The sequence below is a fragment of the Paraburkholderia sp. RL18-101-BIB-B genome (assembly GCF_046026985.1).
Classification (GTDB): domain Bacteria; phylum Pseudomonadota; class Gammaproteobacteria; order Burkholderiales; family Burkholderiaceae; genus Paraburkholderia.
On sequence record NZ_JARESV010000004.1, the window covers coordinates 365,328 to 387,516 of the forward strand.

Sequence of the window (22,189 nt, forward strand, 5' to 3'; positions counted from 1 at the left end):
CGGCCAAGACAGGACAAGCTACAACTTCGGCGTGCAACGCGCCGCAGTCTGGGTTAGAGCCAATCAACCGGTTCAATGCAGGCTATCCACCTCGGCGCGCGACGCAACCCGCTCTTCTTCGACCGCAACCGCGCCTTGCGACACCGGCCCCGAATCCTCGCGATACCGGGCAAACGCCTCATCCGCATAACGAATCCGCGTGCGCCCGTGAGACGCCGGCTCGCCGTTTTCGTCGAGATTGACGAACACCATCTTCTCCACGGTCAGGATGCTTTTGCGCGTGATCTTGTTGCGCACTTCACAGCGCAACGTGATCGAGGTGCGGCCGAAATGCGTGGCGGTCATGCCGAGTTCGATGATGTCGCCCTGCCGCGCCGAACTGACGAAATTGATCTCGGACATGAACTTGGTCACGACGCGCTGATTTTCGAGCTGGCAGATGGCGTAAATCGCGGCTTCTTCGTCGATCCAGCGCAGAAGGCTGCCACCGAACAGCGTGCCGTTGGGGTTCAGATCTTCGGGCTTGACCCACTTTCTGGTGTGGAAATTCATTCGGTACTCCGTGTTCGAGGCACCTGGGCCGCGCGCTTGGCAGCACGACCTAGGGTTAACACTGACATTGTACCAAATCTAAGGGTTTTCCCTAGTATTTCAATATCTGCTGATAAAAGGGACAGCGCCGTCGTGACGCGCGCTTCAGATGGTGGCCATGCGCAAGGCCCCGGCCTCGCCCATCGCACGCCGTGCCTGGACCAGCGAGAGGCGCGCCGCCCGAGCGTCGATGGCAACCTGGATCAGCGCGCCGAGTTGCGACGGCTGCCGGATCAATTCCCGCAGAATCGGCCCGAGCGCCGTGCTGCCGTCGTCGCGCAGGCTGGCGGTCGCCGCGGAAGGCAGCGTGCGCCACGCCGGATCCACGATCGCGCGGCACACGGCAAACGGAACCCCATGCGCGGCGGCCTTCGCGCCGGCAATGTGCGACTCCATATCCACCGCCAAAGCGCCGTTCGAGCGATGCAGCACGTCCTTGTCGCCCGCCGTCACCAGCGGCGCGGTGACGGCCGCCATGAGACCGCGCCGCAAACGCGCGGAGAGCGGCCCGGCCGCCAGCGCGGCCGCGAGCCTGTCGGACCATGGCCGATCGGTCTGGAGGCGCCCAAATGGCCCCTCGACGGCATCCGCAACGATCAGCGAGCCCGGCTGCAGATCCGGCGCCAAACCGCCCGCCGTGCCGAAACTGATGATGCCCGAACAGCCTCGCGCCACTGCAGCGCTCAACGCGCGCTCCAGCAGATCGGCGCGCGCCGCGTAGACGACCTCGACGCCTTCGCCACGGGCGATGCGCGCCTCGAACGCCATGCCCGTCACCACGATCACCGGCAAGGGACTGCGGCCGTCATCGGCTGACGGCGGGGTGGATAGCGGCATCCGTTACATCCCGACCGCGACGCGCGTGAGGCCGTTGCGCTTCAGATGACGGAAGCGCGCCAGCGCCCACAACGGGAAGAACTTGCGATAGCCGTGATAACGCAGATAGAACACGCGCGGAAAGCCCGTCGCGGTGAAACGCGTTTCGTCCCACAGGCCGTGCTCGCGCTGTTCACGCTGCAAATACGCGACGCCGCGCGCGACCGCTTCGTGATTGACCTCGCCGGCCGCCATCAGGCCCATGAGAGCCCACGCGGTTTGCGAAGCCGTGCTCGGCGCGCGCTCATAGCCGTGGTAGTCGAGCTTGTAGCTCTCGCCGCCCTCGCCCCAGCCGCCGTCTTCGTTCTGGATCGACAGGAGCCACTGCGCCGCGCGCTTCATGCGCGGGTCGTCGTGCCGCATGCCGGCGGCGTTCAGCGAACACAGCGCGGTCCACGTGCCGTAGATGTAGTTCAGGCCCCAGCGGCCGTACCAGCTGCCGTCCGATTCCTGGTCCTTCAGCATGTAGTCGAACGCGCGCTGCGCCGGCTCGCTGTTCTGCGGCAGTTCGCCGAGTTGCGCGAGCATCGACAGACAGCGGCCCGAGACGTCCGCGGTCGGCGGATCGAGCAAGGCGCCGTGATCCGAGAATGGAATGTTGTTCAGGTAGTACTGCGTGTTTTCCGGCTCGAACGCGCCCCAGCCGCCGTCGCTGCTCTGCATGCCGACCACCCATTCGCGCGCTCGCACAATCGCTTCGCGATCGACATCCGATTGCGTAATCGTCCCCGAGCGCTGCATCGCCATCACGACCACCGCCGTATCGTCGACGTCCGGGTAGTGCGCGTTGTTGTACTGGAACGCCCAACCGCCCGGCCGCACATTCGGACGGCGCGAAATCCAGTCGCCGCGCACATCGAGAATCTGCAGCGGACGCAGCCACGCGAGTCCGCGTTCGGCGGCCTGTTCGGCATGCGCCTCACCGGTTTCGAGCAGCGCGTGCGCCGCGAGCGAGGTGTCCCAGACCGGCGACAGACACGGCTGGCAATATGCTTCGTCATCCTTGATAACGAGCAGCTTTTCGATCGACTGGCGAGCAATCGCGCGATTCGGATGATCGGCCGGATAGCCGAGCACGTCGTACATCATCACCGAATTCGCCATGGCCGGGAAAATCGCGCCGAGGCCATCTTCGCCATTGAGCCGTTCATCGACGAAAGCCACCGCCTCGCGCACCGCGCGCTCGCGCGTGGCCTTCGGGAACAGGCCGTCGACGGCGCGCAGCAGCATGTCCACGCCACTGAAAAACCGGAACCAGCCGGCATGCTGATGCGGCGCCCGATCGCGCGGGCCGGTGTTGACCGGCGCACCGCGGAACAGCTCGTCGATCCGCACACGGCGCGGGTTGCGCGCCACCGGCCGCTTCGCATTGAGCACGAGGAGCGGCACGATCACGGTACGCGCCCAGTACGACACCTTCGACAGATGGAACGGGAACCACATGGGCAACAGCATGATCTCGACGGGCATCATCGGCACCGCGCGCCAGGACACCACGCCGAACAGCGCGAGCAGAATCCGCGTGAAGACGTTCACGGTTTCGGCGCCGCCGTTCGCGAGAATCGCCTCGCGCGCGCGGACCATATGCTCGGCGTCAGCCGGGTCGCCGATCATCTTCAGTGCGAAATACGCCTTCACGCTGGCGCTGATGTCGAGCGCGCCGTCGGTAAACAGCGGCCAGCCGCCGTCGGGCAACTGGATGCGGCGCAGATACCGCGCGATCTTCTGTTCGAGTTCCACGTTCGGCGTTTCGCCGAGGTAGTGGACCAGCAGCACGTATTCGGCGGGAATCGTCGCATCGGCTTCGAGTTCGTAGACCCAGTGGCCGTCCGCCTTCTGCGCGGCGAGAATCGCATCGGTCGCGCGCGTGATCGCGGCGTCGAGCGATGCCGTGGGCACATCGCCCGCATTAGCCGGCGCGGACGCGTTCGGCGCTGCTTCGGCGAAATCAGGCAGCACGGCGTCCAGCGGCTGGGCTTGAGACAAATCGTTCATCGGCGTTCCATCGGTTCATTCAGCAACGTATCCGCGGCCTTCTGGCCGGAGCGGATCGCGCCTTCAATCGTCGCGGGCAGGCCGGTAGCCGTCCAGTCGCCCGCGAGCATCAAGTTATTCCAGCGAGTGCGCGTGCCGGGCCGCCGCATTTCCTGATCCGGCAGCGCGGCGAAGGTCGCACGTTTTTCCACGACGACTTGCCAGGCCGGCATCGGCGCGACCGGCAAGCTCGCCGCCTGAGCCACTTCGGCCCAGACGGTGGCCGCGAGTGCTTCATGCGGCGTGTCGAGCAACCGCTCAGCGCCGTTCACCGTCACCGACAAGCGGCCTTCGAAGGCGAACAGCCACTCGGCCGTGCCGTTGAGCAGCCCGGTGACCTGCGGCAAACCAAACGGCGGCTCGACCGCGAAATGCACGTTGACGGTCGCCGCGAAGCGCGTCGGTGCGCGCAAGCCTTGCACGAGCGTTTGCGCGATTTCCGGCGATACCGCGAGAATCACGGCCTGATTCGCGTCGAGCGGGATGCTTTCGGCGGCGAAATTCAGCGCTTGCACGCGGCGGTTGTCGGCGGCAAAGACGATTCCGTCGAGGCGCGAGCCCAGCCGGATCGCCGCGCCGCCGTGCTGCAACAGCCGCAGCGCCGGATCGACGAACGCGCTGCCCAGCCCGTTGCGCGCCACCAGCGGCCGGCACGCAAGGCCGCCGGCAAGCAGCGCCTCGCGCACCATGGCGCCCGTCAGTTCCGCCGACGCTTCGCGCGGCTCGACGTTCAGCATGGCGTGAAACAGCGGCCGCAGCAGACGGTCCCACAACGGTCCGTTGCAGCGCATGGTCTGCGCGACGCTACGCCCGGGTTTGGCGAACAGCAGCGGCGCGAGCGCCAGATAGTCGCCTGGCCCGGTGTTCGGCACGCGCGCGTTCGGGTCGAAGATCCACCACGGCAGGCGTCCCGGCGACAGGCGCACGGTCCAGCGCGCCCGCGTGGCCAGATCCACGAACGGATATTCGGGCTGGGCCGGGCCGGCCAGTTCGTCGGCGGCGCCGATCGCCCGCGCGTAGTTGAGCGTCGCGGCATTGCCCGACAGCACCATATGATTGCCGGTGTCGAGTGTCGCGCCCAGCTTGGAGTCGTAGTATGAACGGCAACGGCCGCCCGCCTGGGCAGCCGCTTCATGCAGCACGACGTGCGCGCCGCGCCGCTGCAACTGCACTGCGGCGGCCAGACCGGCAAGGCCCGCGCCGACCACATGTACGAGCTTTTGCATCAGCTCAGAAGAGCGCGTAACGCGCGACGATCCACAGCATGCGGAGCTTTGGCTTGCTGACCTTCGTGCGCGGAATGTCGAAGCCGCGCTCCAGCGTCCGTTCGAGCAGCACGCGATACACGCCCGACATGATGCGCGGCGCCCGCACCTGGTTGCGCGGCTCGCGGTCCATGATCGCGTCGGAGGCGGCGAAGTGTTCCTTGGCCCGCTCGGCGAGCGTGGCGCACACGCGCGGCAGCGACGGGTCGTCGGCGATCTGCGTGGGGCTCGTCACCGCAATGCCTTCGCGCGCCAGCAATTCGTGCGGCAGATAGCAGCGGTTGATGCCGGCGTCTTCGTCGATATCGCGCAGGATGTTGGTGAGCTGCAGCGCGCGGCCCAGATGGTGCGCGAGCAAACGGCCGGGCTCTTCCTGCATCCCGAATATCCTCACCGATAGGCGGCCCGCCGCGCTGGCGACACGGTCGCAATAGAGGTCGAGCGTCTCTTCATCGGGAGCGCAGATGTCGGCGGCGGCGTCCATCGCCATGCCGTCGATCATCGCGTGAAAATCGTCGCGTTGCAGATGAAACGTGTGAATGTGCCGCGTCAACGCGCGCAGCGAAGCGCGCGGCGCGCCGGCGTAGCACGCGTCGATATCGGCACGCCAGCGTTCGAGCGCGGCGGCGCGTTCGGCGGGCGGCAGGTCGCTGTCGGCGATATCGTCGACAGCGCGGCAGAAAGCGTAGACCTGATACATCGCGTCGCGCTGCGCCGCCGGCAGGATGCGCATTGCGAGATAGAACGAGCTGCCGGATGTGGCGGCAGCGGCGTCGATTTCTGTATCGTCCACGACAAGATTGGAAACAGCCAAGACGATCTCCGCTGGAGGCGCCCGCTGAAAGGCGTTCAAGAAGTTTTATGCCTGCCCGCAGGGCCGGCGGCACGCGCGCGGGGACACGCGCGAAACACCCGGCTGGGAGGCCGGAAACGGCGAAAAGTATATCAACGTTTGTGAGATGCCGCAGTTTCGTCGGCGGATAAGGGGCCGGAAGGAAGCCTGAAGTGGGTCAGGCAGTGCGCTTCACGCCATCCACTGTGGCCTGTACGGCGCCTCTGGCGAGGCGCAACGCCGCTGTGGAGCGGCGTTAGACGAACCCGACCGAGCGGTTGCGTCCTTGCCGCTTCGCGCTATACAGCGCGGCGTCGGCTTCGTTGATGAGCACGTCATACGAAGGCACGCCGACCCGCGCCGACGCGCCGCCGACGCTCGCCGTCACGGGTACGCTCGTACCCTGCACTTCGACCGGCGTGTCGGCGATCGTGCAGCGGATCTTTTCCGCGACGCGCATCGCGTCGTCGAGCGGCGTGCAAGGCAGCAGCAACGCGAATTCCTCGCCGCCGAAGCGCCCGAAGGTATCCTGCGCCCGCACCACCTCGGCGACGCGCTGCGCCATCACGCGCAACACCGTGTCGCCGACACCGTGGCCGAACTGGTCGTTGATTTTCTTGAAGTGATCGAGATCGAACAGCAGCACCGACATATCGCCGCCGTAGCGCTGCCAGCGCGTGTATTCGTCGCGCAGGCGCGCTTCGAAGAAGCGGCGGTTGGCAATGCCGGTCAGGCCGTCGCGATCCGCATATTCCTGCAGCTTCGCGACCGCCTCTTCGCGTTCGCGCTGCACGATGCTCACGTGCGTGACGTCGGAAATGGTCACGCACACGGCCACCACTTCGCGCTCGCGCATGAGCGGCATGAAGGTGCAGTCCTGCTGCATGAAATCGACGCCGCCGGTAATCGGCCGGTCGTGATCGAACTTGAAGAGATACGGGCGCTGTTCCCACGAGCTGAATGCAAAACTGCCGAGCTGAAACACGCTTTCGATCTTGCGTGCCAGCCACACGCGCGGCAGTTCGGGAAAATGCGTGAAGAGCGACTTGCCGACCACCTGGTCCGGCGTCAGTCCGCTGTGATCCTGCATGAAGCGGTTCCACATGAGCACGTTCATGTCGCGATCCAGCACGAAAATGCCGAAACCGACACGTTCGACCACCAGATCGCTCAACGAGTCCACGGGCACATTCATAGGCTCGACAGCAGCGCGTCGAGCGCGCCGTTCATGTGGCGAATCGATTCTTCGGCCATCAGCATCACGAGGTGCGCGCGGAAGCTCTGGTCCTCGAGCGCGAAATTCACTTCGACCAGCAAGGCCACTTCCCATTGCAGCACGCCGGGCTGGAAGACCTCGTCGAGCGTCATGGCTTCGCCGAGCAAACCCGGCGCGGAGAAGATCGGCGTACGGCCGAGCTGATCGAGAATGCACGACACGCAGGCGCCGGTCAGCACGTTGGCCACATCGAACACCAGCTCTGTCTGGCTCACCGCTTCGTAGGACGAGCGCGAGTACGGGTCGCTGACGAGCGCACACAGTTGCTCGATGCTGTCGCTGCGGCAGATCACCAGCGCCTCGCCCTTGATATCGGAGCGAAAGCCCTGGCGCACCGCGCTCACCGTGTCCTCGATCCCGGTCATCTCCCGCAGTGCCTGCGCCGCCTCGCTGACCGCCACCACCTTCACGCGCGGCACCGACAATTCGATGAACGCATCGAGCAGCCGCGCCAGACGTGTCGCGGCTTGACCCATCGCCAGATTGGCGACCTCTTGCAGCGCGTCGCGCTGATCTTCGTTGAGAACTGGCTCAGACATACAACCCGTACTCCTTGAGGATGGGTAGTACCGCCTCGGGCGTCACGGGCTTGGCGATGAACGCCACGGCGCCGAGCGCGCGCACGCGCGACTGGGCCATCGGCTGAACATCGGCGGAGACAACGATGACGAAGGTGTTCAGATCCTCGTGCTGCAACGCTTCCAGCACCTGATAGCCGGTCATGTCCGGCATGGTCAGGTCGAGGAACATCACCGACGCTTTGCCTTCGCGATACAGAGCGAGCGCTTCGCGCCCGTTCGATGCGTAAGACACGTCGACCTCCCAGTCCGGCGGCAATGCCTTGGTGAGCACTTTGCGGGCAAGCAATGAATCATCGGCGATCACAATGGGCAAAGGCATGGGCGGGTCGGAAAGCGGAATTAGCTCATTCGCGTTAACGGCGGATCGAGGCGGATTCTTTAGCGCGAAGTCTGTCGACCAGCGTCAAAGTCGGCTGAAGCTTGCTGAAATGCGGATTGCAGGCGAGCGGGGAGCGCGCGCGGCGAGGCGCGTTGGACGGAACCGGTGGGAACGCCTGAAAGCGTACGCGCACGGTGGACGACGGCTATGACCGGCATGTTCGAAGCCTACCCCGTAGATGAATCTGCGCGGCTTCGTGGATCGGGCTGGTCCCTTGCCGCGCACGTGATTCCGCGAACGCCTTCCGCCACGCGTGGTACGCATGGCCTGGCTGGGTGCCCTCGCGGCAGATGCGTCCGAACATGGCGGACGCATTTTTATCATGGCGCTGATTTTCGAAGTAAAACGGCGGAAAGGCAACTCGCCAATTTCACTTTCATTAAAGAGATTTTCCCATTAAATACTATTTTTGAAAATCTTTTGGTAGATTTGGAAGGGATTCTTTTACTTCCATCCTTTTGTGTACGTTTGCGCTTCTCGATTCGTCGCTGTTTTAAAACGCAGACAATTGAGTCGTCAGTCGATGGGCGGTCCGGCAGCCGCCCGAGGCGGTCCGTTTGCCGCGGGTAACTTCTACCGCCGCTCCGTGTCTATGCTTCTCGTATGATGCTGACTCCCGGCCTCTGTCCCGAACGACCTTCGCATTACCGACAATGACACCAGACCGGTTCGAACCGCCGCCCGCGAGCCGCCTTGCCACTCACCGGCAGGACGAGGCATTGTTCCCCGCCGTGCCGGAACAGAATTTTCAGGTGCGGCGCATCACGTTGATCGCGCTGCTGATCGCTGCGATCGTCCTGCCTTGCGTGTATGTCGCGGCCATGGCGCTCAGCGATCTGCGCACACGCGAGGCCGACGCCACCGACATGACGCTGCGCACGGTGCGGATCGCGGAAGAGCACGCGCTGAAAGTGTTCGACATGAACGAGACGCTGGATGCGCGCATCGTCGATCTGACCGAGGGTCTGGACGACGACGGCATTCGCGAGCGCGAAGCCGCCATTCACGAGAAGCTGCGCGTCATGGGCGGCGGCTATCCGCAAGTGGCCGCCGTGTCGATTTTCGGGCGCGACGGCGCCTTGCTCGCCAGCAGCCGCTACCTGCCGTCGCCGGTCATCTCGGTCGGCGAGCGCGAGGATTTCACTGGCATTCGCGACGGCAAGGATCTCGAGCATGTGTCGAAAGTCATGACGGGACACGTGGCCGGCGAACAGGTGTTCAACATGGGCGTCGAACGGCCCGCCGCCGACGGCTCGTTCGCCGGCGTGGTCTCCGTTGCGCTGCGGCCGAGCTATTTCGACGCGTTCTACCGCGAACTGCTCGGCGGCAACAACAGCGGCACGCCGATGACCATGAGCCTCGTGCGCACGGACGGCTCGATCCTCGCGCACTATCCGCGCACGCCGCGCGAGCCCACTGCCATGGCACCGCAAACGCCGTTCGCCGAAGCGCTCGCGCAGGGACGGCGGGCCGGCGTGGTGCGCATGCATTCGAATGTCGACGGCGAAGATCTGATTCTCGCGTTCCGCCACGTCGGTTCGTATCCCGTCTACGTGGTGTGCGGCTATCGGGCCTCGGCGATCTGGGCGGCGTGGTACCGGCATCTCGGCGTGCTGATCCTGTCGATGTTCACGCCGTCCATCGCGCTGTGGTGCGTGATCTGGTTGTCGCTGCGCCGCCTGGGCGCCGAACAGGAGGCGTGGGAGCGCTGGCAGGCCGAAGCGTCCATGCGCCGCTCGATCGAATCGGCGTATCGCCAGTCGCGCAAGATGGAAGCGCTGGGCACGCTGGTCGGCAGCGTCGCGCACGATTTCAACAACCTGCTGATGATCCTCTCGGCCAACGTGCAGATTGCGCGGCGGCGCGGCGTGACGGGTCTGGACCGCGAATTGTCGGCAATGGAGCGGGCGCTCAAGAACGGCCAGTCGCTCACGCGGCAATTGCTCGGCGTGGCGCGCAAACAGCCGCTGCGCAACGAGACGCTGTCGCTCGAACGCTGGCTGCCGGCCTGCCGCGAATTGCTGCGCGCCTCGCTCGGCGCGAAGGTGTCGCTGGTGATCGATATCGGCGTCGAGATCTGGCCGATGCGCGTCGACGTCGCGGAACTGGAGCTGGCGCTCATCAACGTCGCGGTGAACGCGCGCGACGCCATGCCGAACGGCGGGCGCTTCACGGTACGCGCCACCAATATCCAGTTCCGGCACGAAGACGGCTTTCCGCTGACGGGCGACTTCGTGCAACTGTCGCTCGAAGATACAGGCGTAGGCATGGCGCCCGACGTACTCGCGCGCGCCTTCGAACCGCTGTTCACCACCAAGCCGAAAGGCATGGGCACGGGCCTCGGCTTGCCGCAGGTTTTCGCATTCTGCGAGCGTTCCGGCGGCCTCGCCGCGATCGACAGCGCGGTCGGCGCGGGCACCTCCGTGCGTCTCTATCTGCCACGCGCCACGGCTGAGCCGGAGATCGACGGACCGCCCGAAACCGGCGCCGAGGAGAACGGCGCGCCGCCGGGCCTGCGCATTCTGCTGGTCGAAGACAACGAGGAAGTGGCAGCCGGCACCGAAGCCCTGCTGCAGATGATGGGCCATCAGGTCACGTGCGTCTTCAACGCCGACACCGCGTTGCGCCTGTTCGACGACGCCCACGCGCGGCAAGCGCGCACCGGCGAACCGCTGCCGTTCGATCTGGTGCTGTCCGACATCCATATGCCCGGCACCATGAACGGCATCGATCTGGCCGAGGCGGTGCTCGCGTTCGAGACCAAACTGCCGGTCATTCTCGTCACCGGCTACGCGGAAGAACTCGACCGGGCGCGCCACGTGGATGTGCGTGTGCTATCCAAGCCTTTCGATATCGGTTTGCTGGAAGAACTCCTGCAAGCGATCCAGCACGATCTGACGCAGACGGGCGCCGACCCGGCGGCGCATCCGGCGGAGTAAGGCCCGCCTTGGCGGGCGTGGAACCAAATCTGACATTTACCGGTGGTTGTAAAAGCGCGGCGGCGGCATGCCGCGCTTTTTTGCGCCGCCGCCGCGCGCAGGTCGGCGCCGGCGGGCGCGGCAGGCCCGTCGCACGGGCCCGGCATGATCGTTGCGGCGTCAAAATAAGCAACGAGAGCGGCGCGTTGGCGCGTCGTCCGTCCTGCCTAAATACGTCGGGAGACAGCCATGCGACACACCGTGATTGGTTTATTCGACACCTTTGCTCAAGCGGAAGCCGCGCGCGACACGCTCGTCCAGACCGGTTTTGGACGCGAGACGATCGAATTGCAGGCGAATCCGGAACCGTCGGTCGGTTCCGCAACCGACGAAGTCGCCAGTTCGGGCGTGCTGGCAAATATCGAGCGTTTCCTGTCGAGCCTGTTTGCAAGCGGTCCACGTGCGCCGGAAACAGCGCGCTACGCCGAGGCCGTACGGCGCGGCGCGGTGCTCGTGTGCGTCAACGCGGCGAGCGAAGCCCACGCGGACCTCGCTCGCAATACCTTGACGAGATTGGGCGCGACCGATATCGGCGAACGCTCGCCCGATTGGGACGCGCCTGTGGAAGACTCCGGGCGCGAGCATTCCGTCCTCGATGAACTCGGCATCGGCGCTATGACGCCCCGTACGTCGAGCGTATCGACGCCAAGCGCGGCCGCGACTACGCGGCCTGCCACGATGGCTGATCCAGGGTACACCGTGCCGCCCGGCAGCACCGACGCCGAGCCGTTCGTGCCGCCGCCGCTCAGCGAGCGCCCGCGGACGGATCCGGTCAACGAACCGGTCACGGATCCGCTGGTCGGCGACGTAGGCCGTAGCGCGATCGCTGCGGGCTCGGTACCGGGTTCGGGCGCGATCATGCAGCCGTCCGAAGTCGTCCCCGAAGCGAGCCAGCCGACCGCCGGTTTAGGCGGCCAAATGCCGAACGAATATCTCGAGTACGAGGAAGACTTCCGCGCACACTACGACGAGCAGTACGCCTCCGAAAACGCCCGTTACGAAGACTATGTGCCGGCCTACCGCTATGGCGCGGAGATCGGTAAGGACATGCGTTATCGCGACCAGCCTTGGGACGACGTCGAACCGGAAGCACGACGTCATTGGGAAAGCACCTCGCCGGACAGCACCTGGGAGCGCTTCAAGCTGGCCGTGCGTCATGGCTGGGAGCGGGTGACGGGACATCATCACGTCTGAGCCTGAGCAATTCGTGGCGGCATGCCGTGGAGGTCACGGCAATGCCGCCGCGTTCAGTCTCGTCTGACGCGCTCGCGCCTTTCGCTTCAAGCAGCGGTCTGGTGCTTAACCCACGCGACGTAGCGGTCGACGAAAGTCTGCAGAAATTTGCGTGTACTGTCGCTCAGGATCTCGCCTTTTTCGTTGATGACCGCCGCATCGTGCTTGATGAACACCTCGGGTTGGCCGAGCGTCGGCACATCGAGATACGCCAGCACATTGCGCAGATGCTGTTGCGCCAACGCCGTGCCGGTCGCGCCAAGCGACGTGCCGATCACGGCGCCGGGTTTGCCGGCCCATGAATTGGTGCCCCACGGGCGCGAGCCCCAGTCGAGCGCGTTTTTCAGCACGCCGGGCATGGACCGGTTGTATTCGGGGGTGACGAAGAGCAGGCCGTCCGCGGCTTCAATGCGCTGCTTCAAGTGCTTGCCGGCTTCGGGATAGTCGGCGTCGTAGTCCTGGCTGTAAAGCGGCAGCGAGCCGATGTCGATGAATTCGAAGGTGAAGTCGGACGGCGCCAGTGAAATCACGGCTTGCGCCAACTGCCGGTTGAACGACTCGCGGCGCAAGCTGCCGACGACGACTGCAATGTGATGGGCCATGATTCGCTTCCTTGTTGTGAGGCGCTCGAGGCGCAAAGGGTACGAACTGTCCATCATAGGCAATAGCTGCGCGGGCGGCGGCGACGGGCGGCAAAATACTGCCCCGCGAATATTGGGGCAGGTACGGTAGCGGTGCGCGGTGGATAACTCTGCATTCCACAAAGTTATCCACAGATTCACTGAATAACCTTGTGGATAACTGGTACTTTTGCCTTGTCAATCAAGCATGCTTTCGGTCTAGGACGTTTTGAGGCAAACAAGCGTTTGTCGCCTGTCCTGCTCAGCCGGAAATCCACGCGACGGGCATAAATGACCGATGACGCGCGCCGCGTGAGCAAGTCTACTTGATGGAGGATCGAGCCATGAGTCCGAATTACGCAGGTAAATCCCACGACGAAGCAGTGGCTGCTCGCAAGAAGGAAAAGCAGCGGGCACAGGAACAGCCCGGCGGCGAGATGGCCGTCGACGGTACGGAAGCGGACGCCGTGCATAGCAGCGGCGAGTTGTCCGAACGCGGCAAGGAAGTGTGGCGCCGCGGTAGCGGCATGGATGGCGGCGGGAAGATTTAGCCGGCGGTAGCGCGGCGTGCCTGTTGGCCTGTTGTCTTGCGCCGTCGCGCAGCGCTTGGCGTTTGACGCTTCGCGGTCGCGACTTTTTTTGCCAAGCTATGAAGGCGAGGTGTCGTGCTCGGCTGCCTTATGTCACGAGTTGGTCTCGCTGCGTGTTCAGCGTGTCACTCCGGCACGGCAATGTCGCCATCTACCAATTGCCAGCCGTAGGTCTCGGCAAACAACTGGGCCGCATCGGCGTCTTCGAAAAAGGGCATGTCGGCGTGCCCCTGGAACGGGTAGATCACCCGCTCGTCGCTCAAGCGGATCACTTTCAGTGTCGGCACCGTGCCGCTAGAGGTACGGCGCGACGACGCCATCACCTGATAGTTCGCACGGCCCGTAAGTGCCGGAAGATTCGCGCCTTGCGAGCGCCTGGAAGCTTGACTTGCCATTGGCGCGCGCATCAGAGCCCAGCGATCGACTGGCCTGCAACCATGCCGTCGATGACCTGCTCCGCGTAGGTGGCTGAAGCAATGCGCGCGTCGCCGGCCGCGCCGAACGGTGAACGGCTCGGCACGCGAAACACGCGGCTGCTGGTCATCGTGTCGTCGGTGCCGCGCCGGCAGATTCGCACGGCGGCATCGAAGCCCGAATCGTAGTGGCGAACGCCATCGAGACCGCTCGGTTGGTGCGGATACACCAACGGATAGATCTCTAGACCCCGGTAACTTCTGATCGTATTGCCCATGATGCTCGTCTCCGATGAAGGCTTTCGTGGAACGTGGCGTCGTTGTCGGGCGCAATGCCGGCCGGACCGCGGCGTACCAGCGAAACGTGATGTTGATCGACGATGTGCGTACAGAGCGGCCGCTTCAATCAAGCCGGGCCGACGACATCGCAGAGATGCGTAGGAGGAAGGGACCCTGTTCGGTGCAGGGCGCTGTGATGCGAGGCGTTTGCGTCAGAGACTGCGCGCGATGTGCAGGAGAACTGCAAGCTGTTGACCCACTGTAACACGTTAGTAGGGTGAGCATTGAACGCATTTGTGTGCCGGGCGCGAGTGTTGCTTCGGAGTGCCGGGTATTGTTTTCCGCTGCTGTGATGCGCGGCGTCTCCTGGACCGAGTCTCTATGGATTTTTTTGGCCGATGGCGTTCGCCGCGTTGATTCGGGCGTGTAGCGGTGTTGCCCGGAAGATCTCATGCCAGCATCAGGCAGTCAGTCTAATTCTCTGCTTCAAAAGCAAAAGGGCGCCCACATCGGCGCCCTTCTTTTTGTCTTCGAAAGACTTTCTCGTCGACGGGTCCGTGCCCGTCAGCCGATCAGTTGCCGAAGAATACGTTGCAATACGACGCCGGGCCGTTGCACTGCGACGGAGCGGCAGCCTGGGCTGCGCCGGAAGCGGCGGCAAACAGGGCGACGGAAGCGATCAGGGCGGAAAGAATGCGTTTCATGGTGCTGCTCCTCAGCGTTTGGTTCGCGATCTGGTGCGATCGATGGACTGAAGAATATCGACTGAGGGTCCGCCGACAAACAGCGAAGTCAATAAGACTTTTTTTCAATTATTGAAATAATCCGGTGGGCCGTCTGGTGCAGCTTCGGGTGCCAATTGGCGGTGGGTATTGCTTGCCCGGCGCTACGCCGCCAGCATCACTCCCGCGCGATTTCACTTTCCGCAATAATCTATTGTCATTGTCATAACGGCCTGCACGGCGCGACTAAGCTCATCTGGTCATCGCTCATGGTCGGGCCTATGTTCAATACCGATTCGATTGCGCAGGCGCTCGCGGGAGAATGGCGCACGCGCTCAGCCACAGTGCGAGGAAAATCACCCGCTCATGAATCACTACGATCCGAGAAAAAACGCGCGGCAGGCAGGATCGCGCCAGCGGGGCAGTCCATGGCGCAAGTAGGCGGCCCGGCGCTCGACGATCCCGTTTATCTGACGCAATTGCGACGCGACCTGGTGCGTTTTGCCCGTCTGCAATTGCGCGACGCCGCCGCTGCGGAAGATGCCGTTCAGGAAGCGCTCGCCGCGGCATGGACGCATGCCGATCGATTCGCCGCACAGTCGGAACACAAGACATGGGTGTTCGGCATCCTGCGGCACAAACTCGTCGACACCCTGCGTGCCCGGCGACGCACGATCAACCTGTCGGCGCTCGAATCCGAACTCGACGGTGAAGCCTTGCTCGATCGCGAGTTGTTCAAGGACAACGGCCACTGGTCGCGCGAAACGAAGCCGCGTCCCTGGCCGACGCCGGAAACGGCGCTGCGTCAGCAGCAGTTCTGGGCCCTGTTCGAGATGTGCCTCGAACACTTGCCGGAGCACATCGGACGCGTGTTCATGATGCGTGAATTCCTCGATCTCGACACCGAGGCGATTTGCGCCGAATTGCAGATGACCGCCAATCATTGCAGCGTGCTGATCTACCGCGCGCGGCTGCGCTTGCGCACTTGCCTGAGCGAAAAGGGCCTATCCAGCGAGGATGCGAATGGGGAAATGTAAGCACATCACGCGCTTGTTGTCCGACGCGCTCGACCGTTCGTTGACGACCGGCGAATGGGTCGCGATCCGGCTGCATCTGCCGACCTGCAGCGGCTGCCGCAACTATCGCAAACAGATCCGTCTGCTGCGCGTGGCGGCGCATACGGTCAGCGGAATCGCGACGCCGGGCGCGTTGAACAGCGACGATTGAAGCGCGCTGTGCGTCATGCTTGGATGGCACGGCATGCGTGGGCGCGCCGCTTGGTCTAGCGCTCGCCGGGCGGCGTGTTCTGGTAGCGCTCGAAGAAACGCGCATGCGACGCTTCGTCGATCGAAACGGGATGCGGTGTGGCGCCGGCCGGATGTTTCTCGAGCTGCGCGCGCGTGCGAATCGGCCGATGCTGGAAATTGCCGCCGCAGTTCGGACACACGTTGCGCAGCGTAGTGAGCGCACACACTTCGCAGAAGGTGCACTCGTACGTGCAGATCATGGCATCGGATGCGTTCGGCGGCAGTGACTTGCCGCATCCTTCGCAGGAGGGTCTCAGTTCAAGCATGGTGACTCCGCGTTTTCAGAGGAGCGAGCTGCGGGACCGCTGCTCGCCTGCCAGGCAGTGTAAGTGGCGTCGGCCGCCCGGAATGGACAGCCGCGCATCAATTCCTGCCAACGCCGCGAGAGCCTGGTGCGCGGTCACGTCAGCACGGTCCACAACACGAGCGTGAGCGCGAGGCCGACGACGGACACGATCGTCTGCAACACCGACCAGACCAGCACCGTCTGTTTCAGTTGCAGGCCGAAATACTCGCGGACCATCCAGAAGCCCGCATCGTTCACGTGGCAGAAAAAGACCGAACCCGCGCCGATGGCGAGCGCCATCAGCGAATTGTGCGTCGTGCTGAGACCGGCGACGACCGGCGCGACGATGCCGGCCGTCGTGGTGGTGGCAACCGTCGCCGAGCCCGTCGCCTGGCGCAGCGCGACGGCGATCAGCCACGCCAGCAGAATCAGCGGCATGTGCGCGCCGACCGCGATCTTGCCGATGGTCGAGCTGATGCCCGCCACCACGAGCGCCTGCTTGAGACCGCCGCCGGCGCCGATGGTCAGCAGCAGCGCGGCGATGGGCGGCAAGCTCTTGCGCAGAATGCCGCCGACGCGCTCGCGCGCCATGCCCCGCGACCAACCCAGCGCCACCACGGCGAACAGCACGGTGAGGCCGAGCGCGACCAGCGGCTCACCCAGGAAATTCAAGGTGTTGAACAGGAACGTTTCGGGCTGAAGCAGCAGCTTGGCGACGGTGCGCCCTAGCATCAACACGACGGGCAGCAGGATCGTGATGAGCGAGATCGCGAAACTCGGCGGCTCGCCAGTGTCTTCCTTGGCGCTGAAGAGCTTGCCCATTTCCTCCGGTTCGACCACGTGCATCCGCTTGGACAACCAGATGCCGTACAGCGGACCCGCGAGAATCACCGCGGGAATCGCGACGATCAGACCGAGACCGAGCGTGAGGCCGAGATCGGCGTGCAATGCGCTCACCGCGATCAGCGGACCCGGGTGCGGCGGCAGGAGTGCGTGCAGCGTGGTCATGCCGGCCAGCGCAGGAATCGCAATGCGCAGGATCGGCTGCTGCGAACGGCGCGCCATCACGAAGATGATCGGCACCATCATCACGAGGCCGACTTCGAAGAAGAGCGGCAAGCCGATGATCAGCGCGACGACTGCCATCATCCACGGCAGCGTGCGAGGCGTGGAGTGTTTAAGGATGGTCGAGACGAGCCGGTCGGCGGCGCCGGATTCGGCCATGAGCGCACCGAGCATGGCGCCGAGCGCAATGATGATGCCGACGTCGCCGAGCAGCGCGCCGGCGCCTTTACTGAATGCGCTGGCGACAGCCTCGAGCGGTAGGCCGGCGGCGAAACCCGCGGCGAACGTGCCGACCAGAATCGACAGGAACGGCGCGAGTTTCAGCACGCTGATGAAAACGATGATCAGTGCGAGCCCGAGCACGCACGACAGAATGAGTTGGGTGTCGTGGGATGACCACGGCGCGAGTGTTGTCGTCAGATGCACGGTGTTCCTTTTTTTGTCGAATGACGCAGCCGCGGCCGGGCGCGGATGACGAATTGTAGCGACCGCTTCAGATTCGACGCAGTTACGCGGACAGATTTGAAGGCCGCAGTGCTTCGTTCCGTCCGCGTGATTTGCTTATGCGAATTTATCGGTTCGTCCAGGCTTGCAGACGAATTATCGTCGGAGCCAATCGGTCCGTTTTGCGTCCGTCTTTTTTACGAGCCCTGTTATGTCACGTCATCCGCTGCTCACGCGCCGCGCGTTCATTGCCGGCGTGAGCGCAACGCTCGCTGCCGCCACGCTGCCCGTCATTTCCGCGTCCGCTTTTGCCGCCGAGGCGCACGCCAAGGAATTCCGCATCGGTCATCAGAAAGCCGCCAATACGCTCGTGTTGCTGAAGGCGCACGGTACGCTCGAAAAACGGCTCGCGCCGCTGGGCATCACCGTCAAATGGACCGAGTTTCCTGCGGGGCCGCAGTTGCTGGAAGGACTGAATGTCGGCGCCATCGACTTCGGCTATGTCGGCGAGGCGCCGCCCGTGTTCGCGCAGGCCGCTGGCGCGAACTTCGTCTACGTCGCCTATGAGGTCCCGACGCCGCATGCCGAAGGCATCCTCGTGCATCAGGATGCGCCGATCAAAACGCTGGCCGATCTGAAGGGCAAGAAAATCGCCTTCAACAAAGGCTCGGATGTTCACTGGTTTCTGGTCGCCGCGCTGCAGAAAAGCGGCGTGAAGTACAGCGAGATTCAGCCGGTCTATCTGGCGCCCGCCGATGCGCGCGCCGCCTTCGAACGCGGCGCGATCGATGCGTGGGCGATCTGGGATCCGTTCCTCGAAGCGGCGAAGCGGCAGTCGAATGCGCGCTTGCTCGCGGATGCCGACCGCATTGTGAGCCATCACCAGTTCTTCCTGAGCGCGCGACAGTTCGCGCAACAGAACGCCGATGTGCTCGCGATCACGATGGACGAAGTGGGCAAAGAAGGCGCGTGGGTGCGGGAGCATTACAGCGAGGCTGCCGCGCAACTCGCGCCGATTCAGGGGCTCGACGCCGGCGTGATCGAAGCGGGCTTGCGGCACTATGCGCACGTGTATAAACCTGTCGATGCGAATGTGCTTGCGGAACAGCAACGTATCGCTGATACCTTCAGCGAGCTGCGCATCATCCCGACGAAGATCGTTACCAAGGATGCGGCGTTGCCTGGTAGCAAGGTCTAGTCTGCAGGCGTAGCTTCGATTTGCTGGCCTTGCTACGCCATTCAGGCGAACAGTGCGGCAACGTTTTCCGGCGGGCGGCCGATTACCGCTCGCCCGTTTCGCACGACGATCGGCCGTTGCAGAAGGATAGGATGTTTCTCCAATGCTTCGTATAACTGAGAGTCGGTCAAGGGGGTGTCGGCGAGTTGCAGTTCCTTGTATTCGGCTTCGTTGTCACGAATCATCTCGCGAACTGTGCAGCCTAGTTGTGCGTTCAGTCGCTTGAGTTGTTCGACCGTGAGCGGATGCTTCAGGTATTCGACGATTTCTGTCGCTTCGTTTGCGCTGTTGTAGGTGGTGGTGATTAGCTCGCATGCGGCGCGCGATTTTGAGCAACGGGGGTTGTGGTAGATGGTGATCATGGGTTTTGGGGTGGTGTGGGTGGTTGCGGGATGCTTGTGCATGGCGCACGTTGGATGGGATTTTAGCGGGTGGGGAGATGGCGGAGCGAGGCGGTGCTGTAGAGATTTTTGAATTGGCGAGGTCGCGAGATAAGCAGGCTAGTGGATGTGGATTCGGAGAGGAAAGGCGAGACATGACCGTAATCGCGTGACGTGCGTGATGGTCACGTTCGGCTAGGCTTTCGCGTGAAGAGGTATTTTTCTGTTCGCTTCACTTCCGAGTTAATTGCGTCTGCGAAATGGTATCGGGCGCGGCAGGCCATGCTAGGTCTTTGTGGATTACCTCCCCTGCGGCGCGTGAATGCGATTTGGCGAGTTTCCGAACGCCATACGATCCATGAACTCCCGGCTAGTTCGACTTGCGGCGTAGTGGCTCGGCTAAAAGGAGCTAAGTGGTGAACGGCGCCCCCCTGTTTGTAATTGCTCAATTTCGCAGTTTATGCGCATAAACTGTCCTACCGACTTTTCGCAATAGTCGGATTTCTCATGCGGCGCAGCCTCCAATCTACGCATGCTGTGCACAAGCGTCCTCCGTGCTCGTGGGTTTAGCTGGTGCCTACGCTACTCGGCTCTCGTGTAGCTCATTGCACCGATCATCGTGTCAACGCATTGAACTGCGGGCCGGCTCTCTCTCGCAAATCACGGTTACGGCAGAGCCCGCTGCCGGGCTTTATGCGCATAAATCTTGCGGCCAGTTCCGGCGACCTATCACGGGTTCATCGGCAGCGCATGTCACGTTGCCGACAACGCTCGCGTTGATGAAGACAGCGATCCGGACACGGCGCGAGCGCAATCGAATTGGTGCCATGCAGGCCAAACCGGTCAGCCGGCACATCGCCCCAGCACCCTCTCTCAACCTCAACAGCGCCTCCATCACCGCGCCTCCATCCTTTATGCGCATAAACCTATCCGAACGGCTAATCCTTCTCGTGTTTACACAAAAACGATTGAAATACAAATTCATCCAGGTAAAATCCATTTGCGTCTAAAAAGAGGAGGTGAAGATTGGCAGCTGAAATCATCGCGGTAACTCAGCAGAAGGGCGGGGTCGGGAAGAGCACAATCGCGATGCACCTCGGCGCTGCATTTCATGAGAAAGGCAAACGCGTCCTCGTCGTAGACGCAGATGGTCAAAACACGCTGATCCACTGGGCCAGTGCATCATCAGACGGCGACACCGGTATCCCCTTTCCAGTCGTCAACCTCTCCGAAGCAGGCAGCCAGATCCATCGCGAGATCAAGAAGTTCGTGTCTGACTACGACATCATCGTCGTCGACTGCCCGCCGTCTATCACCGAGAAAGTGTCCGGCGTCGTCCTTCTCGCTGCGAGCGTCGCGGTGATCCCAACATCGTCATCGCCCGCCGACTACTGGTCGAGTATCGGACTGGTGAAGCTTGTCCAGCAGGCTCAGGTCATGAACGAAGACCTGCGTGCGGTCTTCCTGCTCAATAAGACCGAAGAGAAACGGATGCTGACGCGCGAACTGAAGCGTGCGTTGGAAGAGCTCGGGTTCCCGCTGCTCAAAACACAGATCCCGACTCGCGAGGCCTACAAGCAGGCTATGGCGTTAGGGCAAACAGTGCTTCAGATGAATGATCGCGGCGCCAAGCTGGCCGCCATCGAAGTACGGGCATGCGCGAATGAGATCGCCGCCTTGCTCCCGTGAAATTTATGCGCATAAAGGACCCTGAATGAAACCCTCCCAATTCGCCAAAGGCTTTCAAGCGCGTCCTGATTCGACCAGCAGCGAAAAGCGAACTGCGCTCGATCGCCTGAACGCTATCGACGGACTGGTCAAGAATGACCCGAAGAATAGCGAGGCGGCGGGGCGTACCCTCGCGCCCGTCATGACATCGCAGAGCGTTGCCGAAGTCGACGCTGTTGACACAGCCAATGAATCGGCGGCCTACCGCACCTGGCGCAACGAGCACGGCTACCGGCCAGGCCAGGTCATCGAGCTGGCGCTTAAGACGATCAAGCCGAGCCCGTTCAATCCGCGGCACTTCTATCTGAAGTCGTCGATTGCCGAGCTCGCTGTCAATCTGGCAAAGCAGGGGCAGCAGCAGGCGATTCACGTCATCCCGGATTACGACAATCCCGGCACCTACTACGTCAGCGATGGCGGTCGACGCGTGCGGGCCCTGAAAGAAGCGAATAAGGAAACGGTCAAGGCGATCGTCATCGATCTGCCGATCGGTATCCAGAGCTACAAGCTCGGTTACGACCTCAACGTCCAGCGCGATTCGCAGACGGTGTTCGACAACGCGGTCGTATGGAAACGCTTTCTCGACGACCGCCATTTCCAGAGTCAGAAGGAACTCGCCGAACACCTCGGGCTAGACGAGTCGACCGTTGCAGTCGCCTTGTCGATTGCCAAATTGCCTGAGGTCGTCATGCACGAGATGGTCGCGCGACCAGACCGCTTCGGCTCGAACATGGCGTATCAGGTGGGGCGTTATCACACTGCCCGCGGCGCCGATGCAACGCTGCGTCTGATCAACAAGATCCTCTCGGACGATCTGAGTACGCGGCAAGTCGCAGACATCGTCAAGGGGAGGGCGAGCGCTCAGGAAAGCACCAAACCAGCGGGCCGGCAACGCTATGCGCAACGTCTGGAAATCAAACTCGACGGTGTGTCGGTCGGCGATCTCAAATCGTACGGGGATGATCGAATCGAACTGCGTCTGAAGGGGCTCACGCGTGAAAAGCGCGACGACATCCTTCGCCAGATTGAAAAGATGTTGAAGTAAGAAAGACTAGTAGAGAGATGGGGCACGC

Annotated in this window: 23 protein-coding genes; 8 read left to right on the forward strand and 15 right to left on the reverse strand. The window is 63.1% G+C overall.

Annotated features, from left to right (window positions below; genetic code table 11):
• Nucleotides 1-72: 72 nt before the first annotated feature.
• The 8 genes from P0D73_RS10045 to P0D73_RS10080 form a co-directional block, all read right to left on the reverse strand.
• Nucleotides 73-552: an acyl-CoA thioesterase gene (locus P0D73_RS10045; protein WP_408177577.1), complete on the reverse strand. Its 480-nt coding sequence runs from the start codon at nt 550-552 to the stop codon at nt 73-75.
• 144 nt (nt 553-696) lie between these two features.
• On the reverse strand, nt 697-1,428 hold the full coding sequence (locus tag P0D73_RS10050) for a phosphorylase (RefSeq protein WP_408431218.1): 732 nt from the start codon (nt 1,426-1,428) through the stop codon (nt 697-699).
• Nucleotides 1,429-1,431: 3 nt separating this feature from the next.
• Nucleotides 1,432-3,462 (reverse strand): squalene--hopene cyclase, encoded by a 2,031-nt coding sequence (shc, locus tag P0D73_RS10055; protein WP_408431220.1) that lies wholly within the window; start codon nt 3,460-3,462, stop codon nt 1,432-1,434.
• Nucleotides 3,459-4,727 carry a hydroxysqualene dehydroxylase HpnE gene (gene hpnE / locus P0D73_RS10060; protein WP_408431222.1) on the reverse strand — a complete coding sequence of 423 codons (1,269 nt, stop codon included), beginning with the start codon at nt 4,725-4,727 and terminating at the stop codon, nt 3,459-3,461. The genes shc and hpnE overlap by 4 nt, the downstream gene beginning before the upstream one ends.
• 4 nt (nt 4,728-4,731) lie before the next feature.
• On the reverse strand, nt 4,732-5,580 hold the full coding sequence (gene hpnD, locus P0D73_RS10065; protein WP_132383369.1) for a presqualene diphosphate synthase HpnD: 849 nt from the start codon (nt 5,578-5,580) through the stop codon (nt 4,732-4,734).
• Nucleotides 5,581-5,854: 274 nt separating this feature from the next.
• Entirely contained in the window at nt 5,855-6,793 is a 939-nt protein-coding gene (locus P0D73_RS10070; protein ID WP_132383371.1) for a sensor domain-containing diguanylate cyclase, read from the reverse strand.
• Nucleotides 6,790-7,413, reverse strand: a complete 624-nt coding sequence (locus P0D73_RS10075) for a chemotaxis protein CheC (protein WP_132383373.1) — start codon at nt 7,411-7,413, stop codon at nt 6,790-6,792. Before P0D73_RS10075 ends, P0D73_RS10070 begins: the two co-directional genes overlap by 4 nt.
• A complete protein-coding gene (locus tag P0D73_RS10080) occupies nt 7,406-7,774 on the reverse strand; it encodes a response regulator (RefSeq protein WP_132383375.1) in 369 nt (122 codons plus the stop codon). Before P0D73_RS10080 ends, P0D73_RS10075 begins: the two co-directional genes overlap by 8 nt.
• A gap of 713 nt (nt 7,775-8,487) precedes the next feature.
• Here P0D73_RS10080 and P0D73_RS10085 point away from each other — a divergent pair.
• Both P0D73_RS10085 and P0D73_RS10090 read left to right on the forward strand, forming a co-directional pair.
• Nucleotides 8,488-10,773: a hybrid sensor histidine kinase/response regulator family protein gene (locus P0D73_RS10085; RefSeq protein ID WP_408431224.1), complete on the forward strand. Its 2,286-nt coding sequence runs from the start codon at nt 8,488-8,490 to the stop codon at nt 10,771-10,773.
• Between the two features lie 228 nt (nt 10,774-11,001).
• Nucleotides 11,002-12,006 carry a hypothetical protein gene (locus tag P0D73_RS10090; RefSeq protein ID WP_408177582.1) on the forward strand — a complete coding sequence of 335 codons (1,005 nt, stop codon included), beginning with the start codon at nt 11,002-11,004 and terminating at the stop codon, nt 12,004-12,006.
• A gap of 86 nt (nt 12,007-12,092) precedes the next feature.
• Here the strand turns inward: P0D73_RS10090 and P0D73_RS10095 are convergent, their stop codons facing one another.
• On the reverse strand, nt 12,093-12,647 hold the full coding sequence (locus tag P0D73_RS10095) for an NADPH-dependent FMN reductase (protein ID WP_408177583.1): 555 nt from the start codon (nt 12,645-12,647) through the stop codon (nt 12,093-12,095).
• A gap of 362 nt (nt 12,648-13,009) precedes the next feature.
• Here P0D73_RS10095 and P0D73_RS10100 point away from each other — a divergent pair, with 362 nt between their 5' ends.
• Entirely contained in the window at nt 13,010-13,216 is a 207-nt protein-coding gene (locus P0D73_RS10100) for a hypothetical protein (RefSeq protein WP_408177584.1), read from the forward strand.
• Between the two features lie 164 nt (nt 13,217-13,380).
• Here P0D73_RS10100 and P0D73_RS10105 read toward each other — a convergent pair whose 3' ends face one another.
• The 3 genes from P0D73_RS10105 to P0D73_RS10115 all read right to left on the reverse strand — a co-directional run bounded on the left by P0D73_RS10105 (nt 13,381) and on the right by P0D73_RS10115 (nt 14,651).
• Nucleotides 13,381-13,650, reverse strand: a complete 270-nt coding sequence (locus P0D73_RS10105; RefSeq protein ID WP_243658573.1) for a DUF6723 family protein — start codon at nt 13,648-13,650, stop codon at nt 13,381-13,383.
• A gap of 11 nt (nt 13,651-13,661) precedes the next feature.
• Nucleotides 13,662-13,946, reverse strand: coding sequence for a hypothetical protein (locus P0D73_RS10110; RefSeq protein ID WP_132383386.1), 285 nt, complete (start codon nt 13,944-13,946; stop codon nt 13,662-13,664).
• Between the two features lie 573 nt (nt 13,947-14,519).
• Complete coding sequence (locus tag P0D73_RS10115) at nt 14,520-14,651, reverse strand: hypothetical protein (protein ID WP_279388651.1); 132 nt, start codon at nt 14,649-14,651, stop codon at nt 14,520-14,522.
• A gap of 446 nt (nt 14,652-15,097) precedes the next feature.
• On the opposite strand from P0D73_RS10115, the gene P0D73_RS10120 reads away from it, so the two are divergent.
• Nucleotides 15,098-15,706, forward strand: a complete 609-nt coding sequence (locus P0D73_RS10120; protein ID WP_408431227.1) for an RNA polymerase factor sigma-70 — start codon at nt 15,098-15,100, stop codon at nt 15,704-15,706.
• Nucleotides 15,693-15,896, forward strand: a complete 204-nt coding sequence (locus P0D73_RS10125) for a zf-HC2 domain-containing protein (protein WP_132383388.1) — start codon at nt 15,693-15,695, stop codon at nt 15,894-15,896. Before P0D73_RS10120 ends, P0D73_RS10125 begins: the two co-directional genes overlap by 14 nt.
• Nucleotides 15,897-15,951: 55 nt before the next feature.
• Here the strand turns inward: P0D73_RS10125 and P0D73_RS10130 are convergent, their stop codons facing one another.
• The gene (locus P0D73_RS10130; protein ID WP_408213618.1) at nt 15,952-16,242 is read right to left on the reverse strand and encodes a DUF1272 domain-containing protein; all 291 of its coding nucleotides are present in this window, start codon (nt 16,240-16,242) and stop codon (nt 15,952-15,954) included.
• Nucleotides 16,243-16,376: 134 nt separating this feature from the next.
• A complete protein-coding gene (locus tag P0D73_RS10135) occupies nt 16,377-17,753 on the reverse strand; it encodes a GntT/GntP/DsdX family permease (RefSeq protein WP_132383392.1) in 1,377 nt (458 codons plus the stop codon).
• 229 nt (nt 17,754-17,982) lie between these two features.
• Between P0D73_RS10135 and P0D73_RS10140 the strand changes: the two genes are divergently transcribed.
• Complete coding sequence (locus P0D73_RS10140) at nt 17,983-18,969, forward strand: sulfonate ABC transporter substrate-binding protein (protein ID WP_408431229.1); 987 nt, start codon at nt 17,983-17,985, stop codon at nt 18,967-18,969.
• A 41-nt stretch (nt 18,970-19,010) separates the two neighbouring features.
• Here the strand turns inward: P0D73_RS10140 and arsC are convergent, their stop codons facing one another.
• Nucleotides 19,011-19,370 (reverse strand): arsenate reductase (glutaredoxin), encoded by a 360-nt coding sequence (arsC, locus tag P0D73_RS10145; protein ID WP_408177588.1) that lies wholly within the window; start codon nt 19,368-19,370, stop codon nt 19,011-19,013.
• A 1,044-nt stretch (nt 19,371-20,414) separates the two neighbouring features.
• Between arsC and parA the strand changes: the two genes are divergently transcribed.
• Together parA and P0D73_RS10155 are read left to right on the forward strand one after the other, a co-directional pair.
• Nucleotides 20,415-21,077, forward strand: coding sequence for a ParA family partition ATPase (gene parA, locus P0D73_RS10150; RefSeq protein WP_012428795.1), 663 nt, complete (start codon nt 20,415-20,417; stop codon nt 21,075-21,077).
• 25 nt (nt 21,078-21,102) lie between these two features.
• Nucleotides 21,103-22,161, forward strand: a complete 1,059-nt coding sequence (locus P0D73_RS10155) for a ParB/RepB/Spo0J family partition protein (protein ID WP_408284742.1) — start codon at nt 21,103-21,105, stop codon at nt 22,159-22,161.
• The last annotated feature ends 28 nt before the right edge of the window (nt 22,162-22,189 follow it).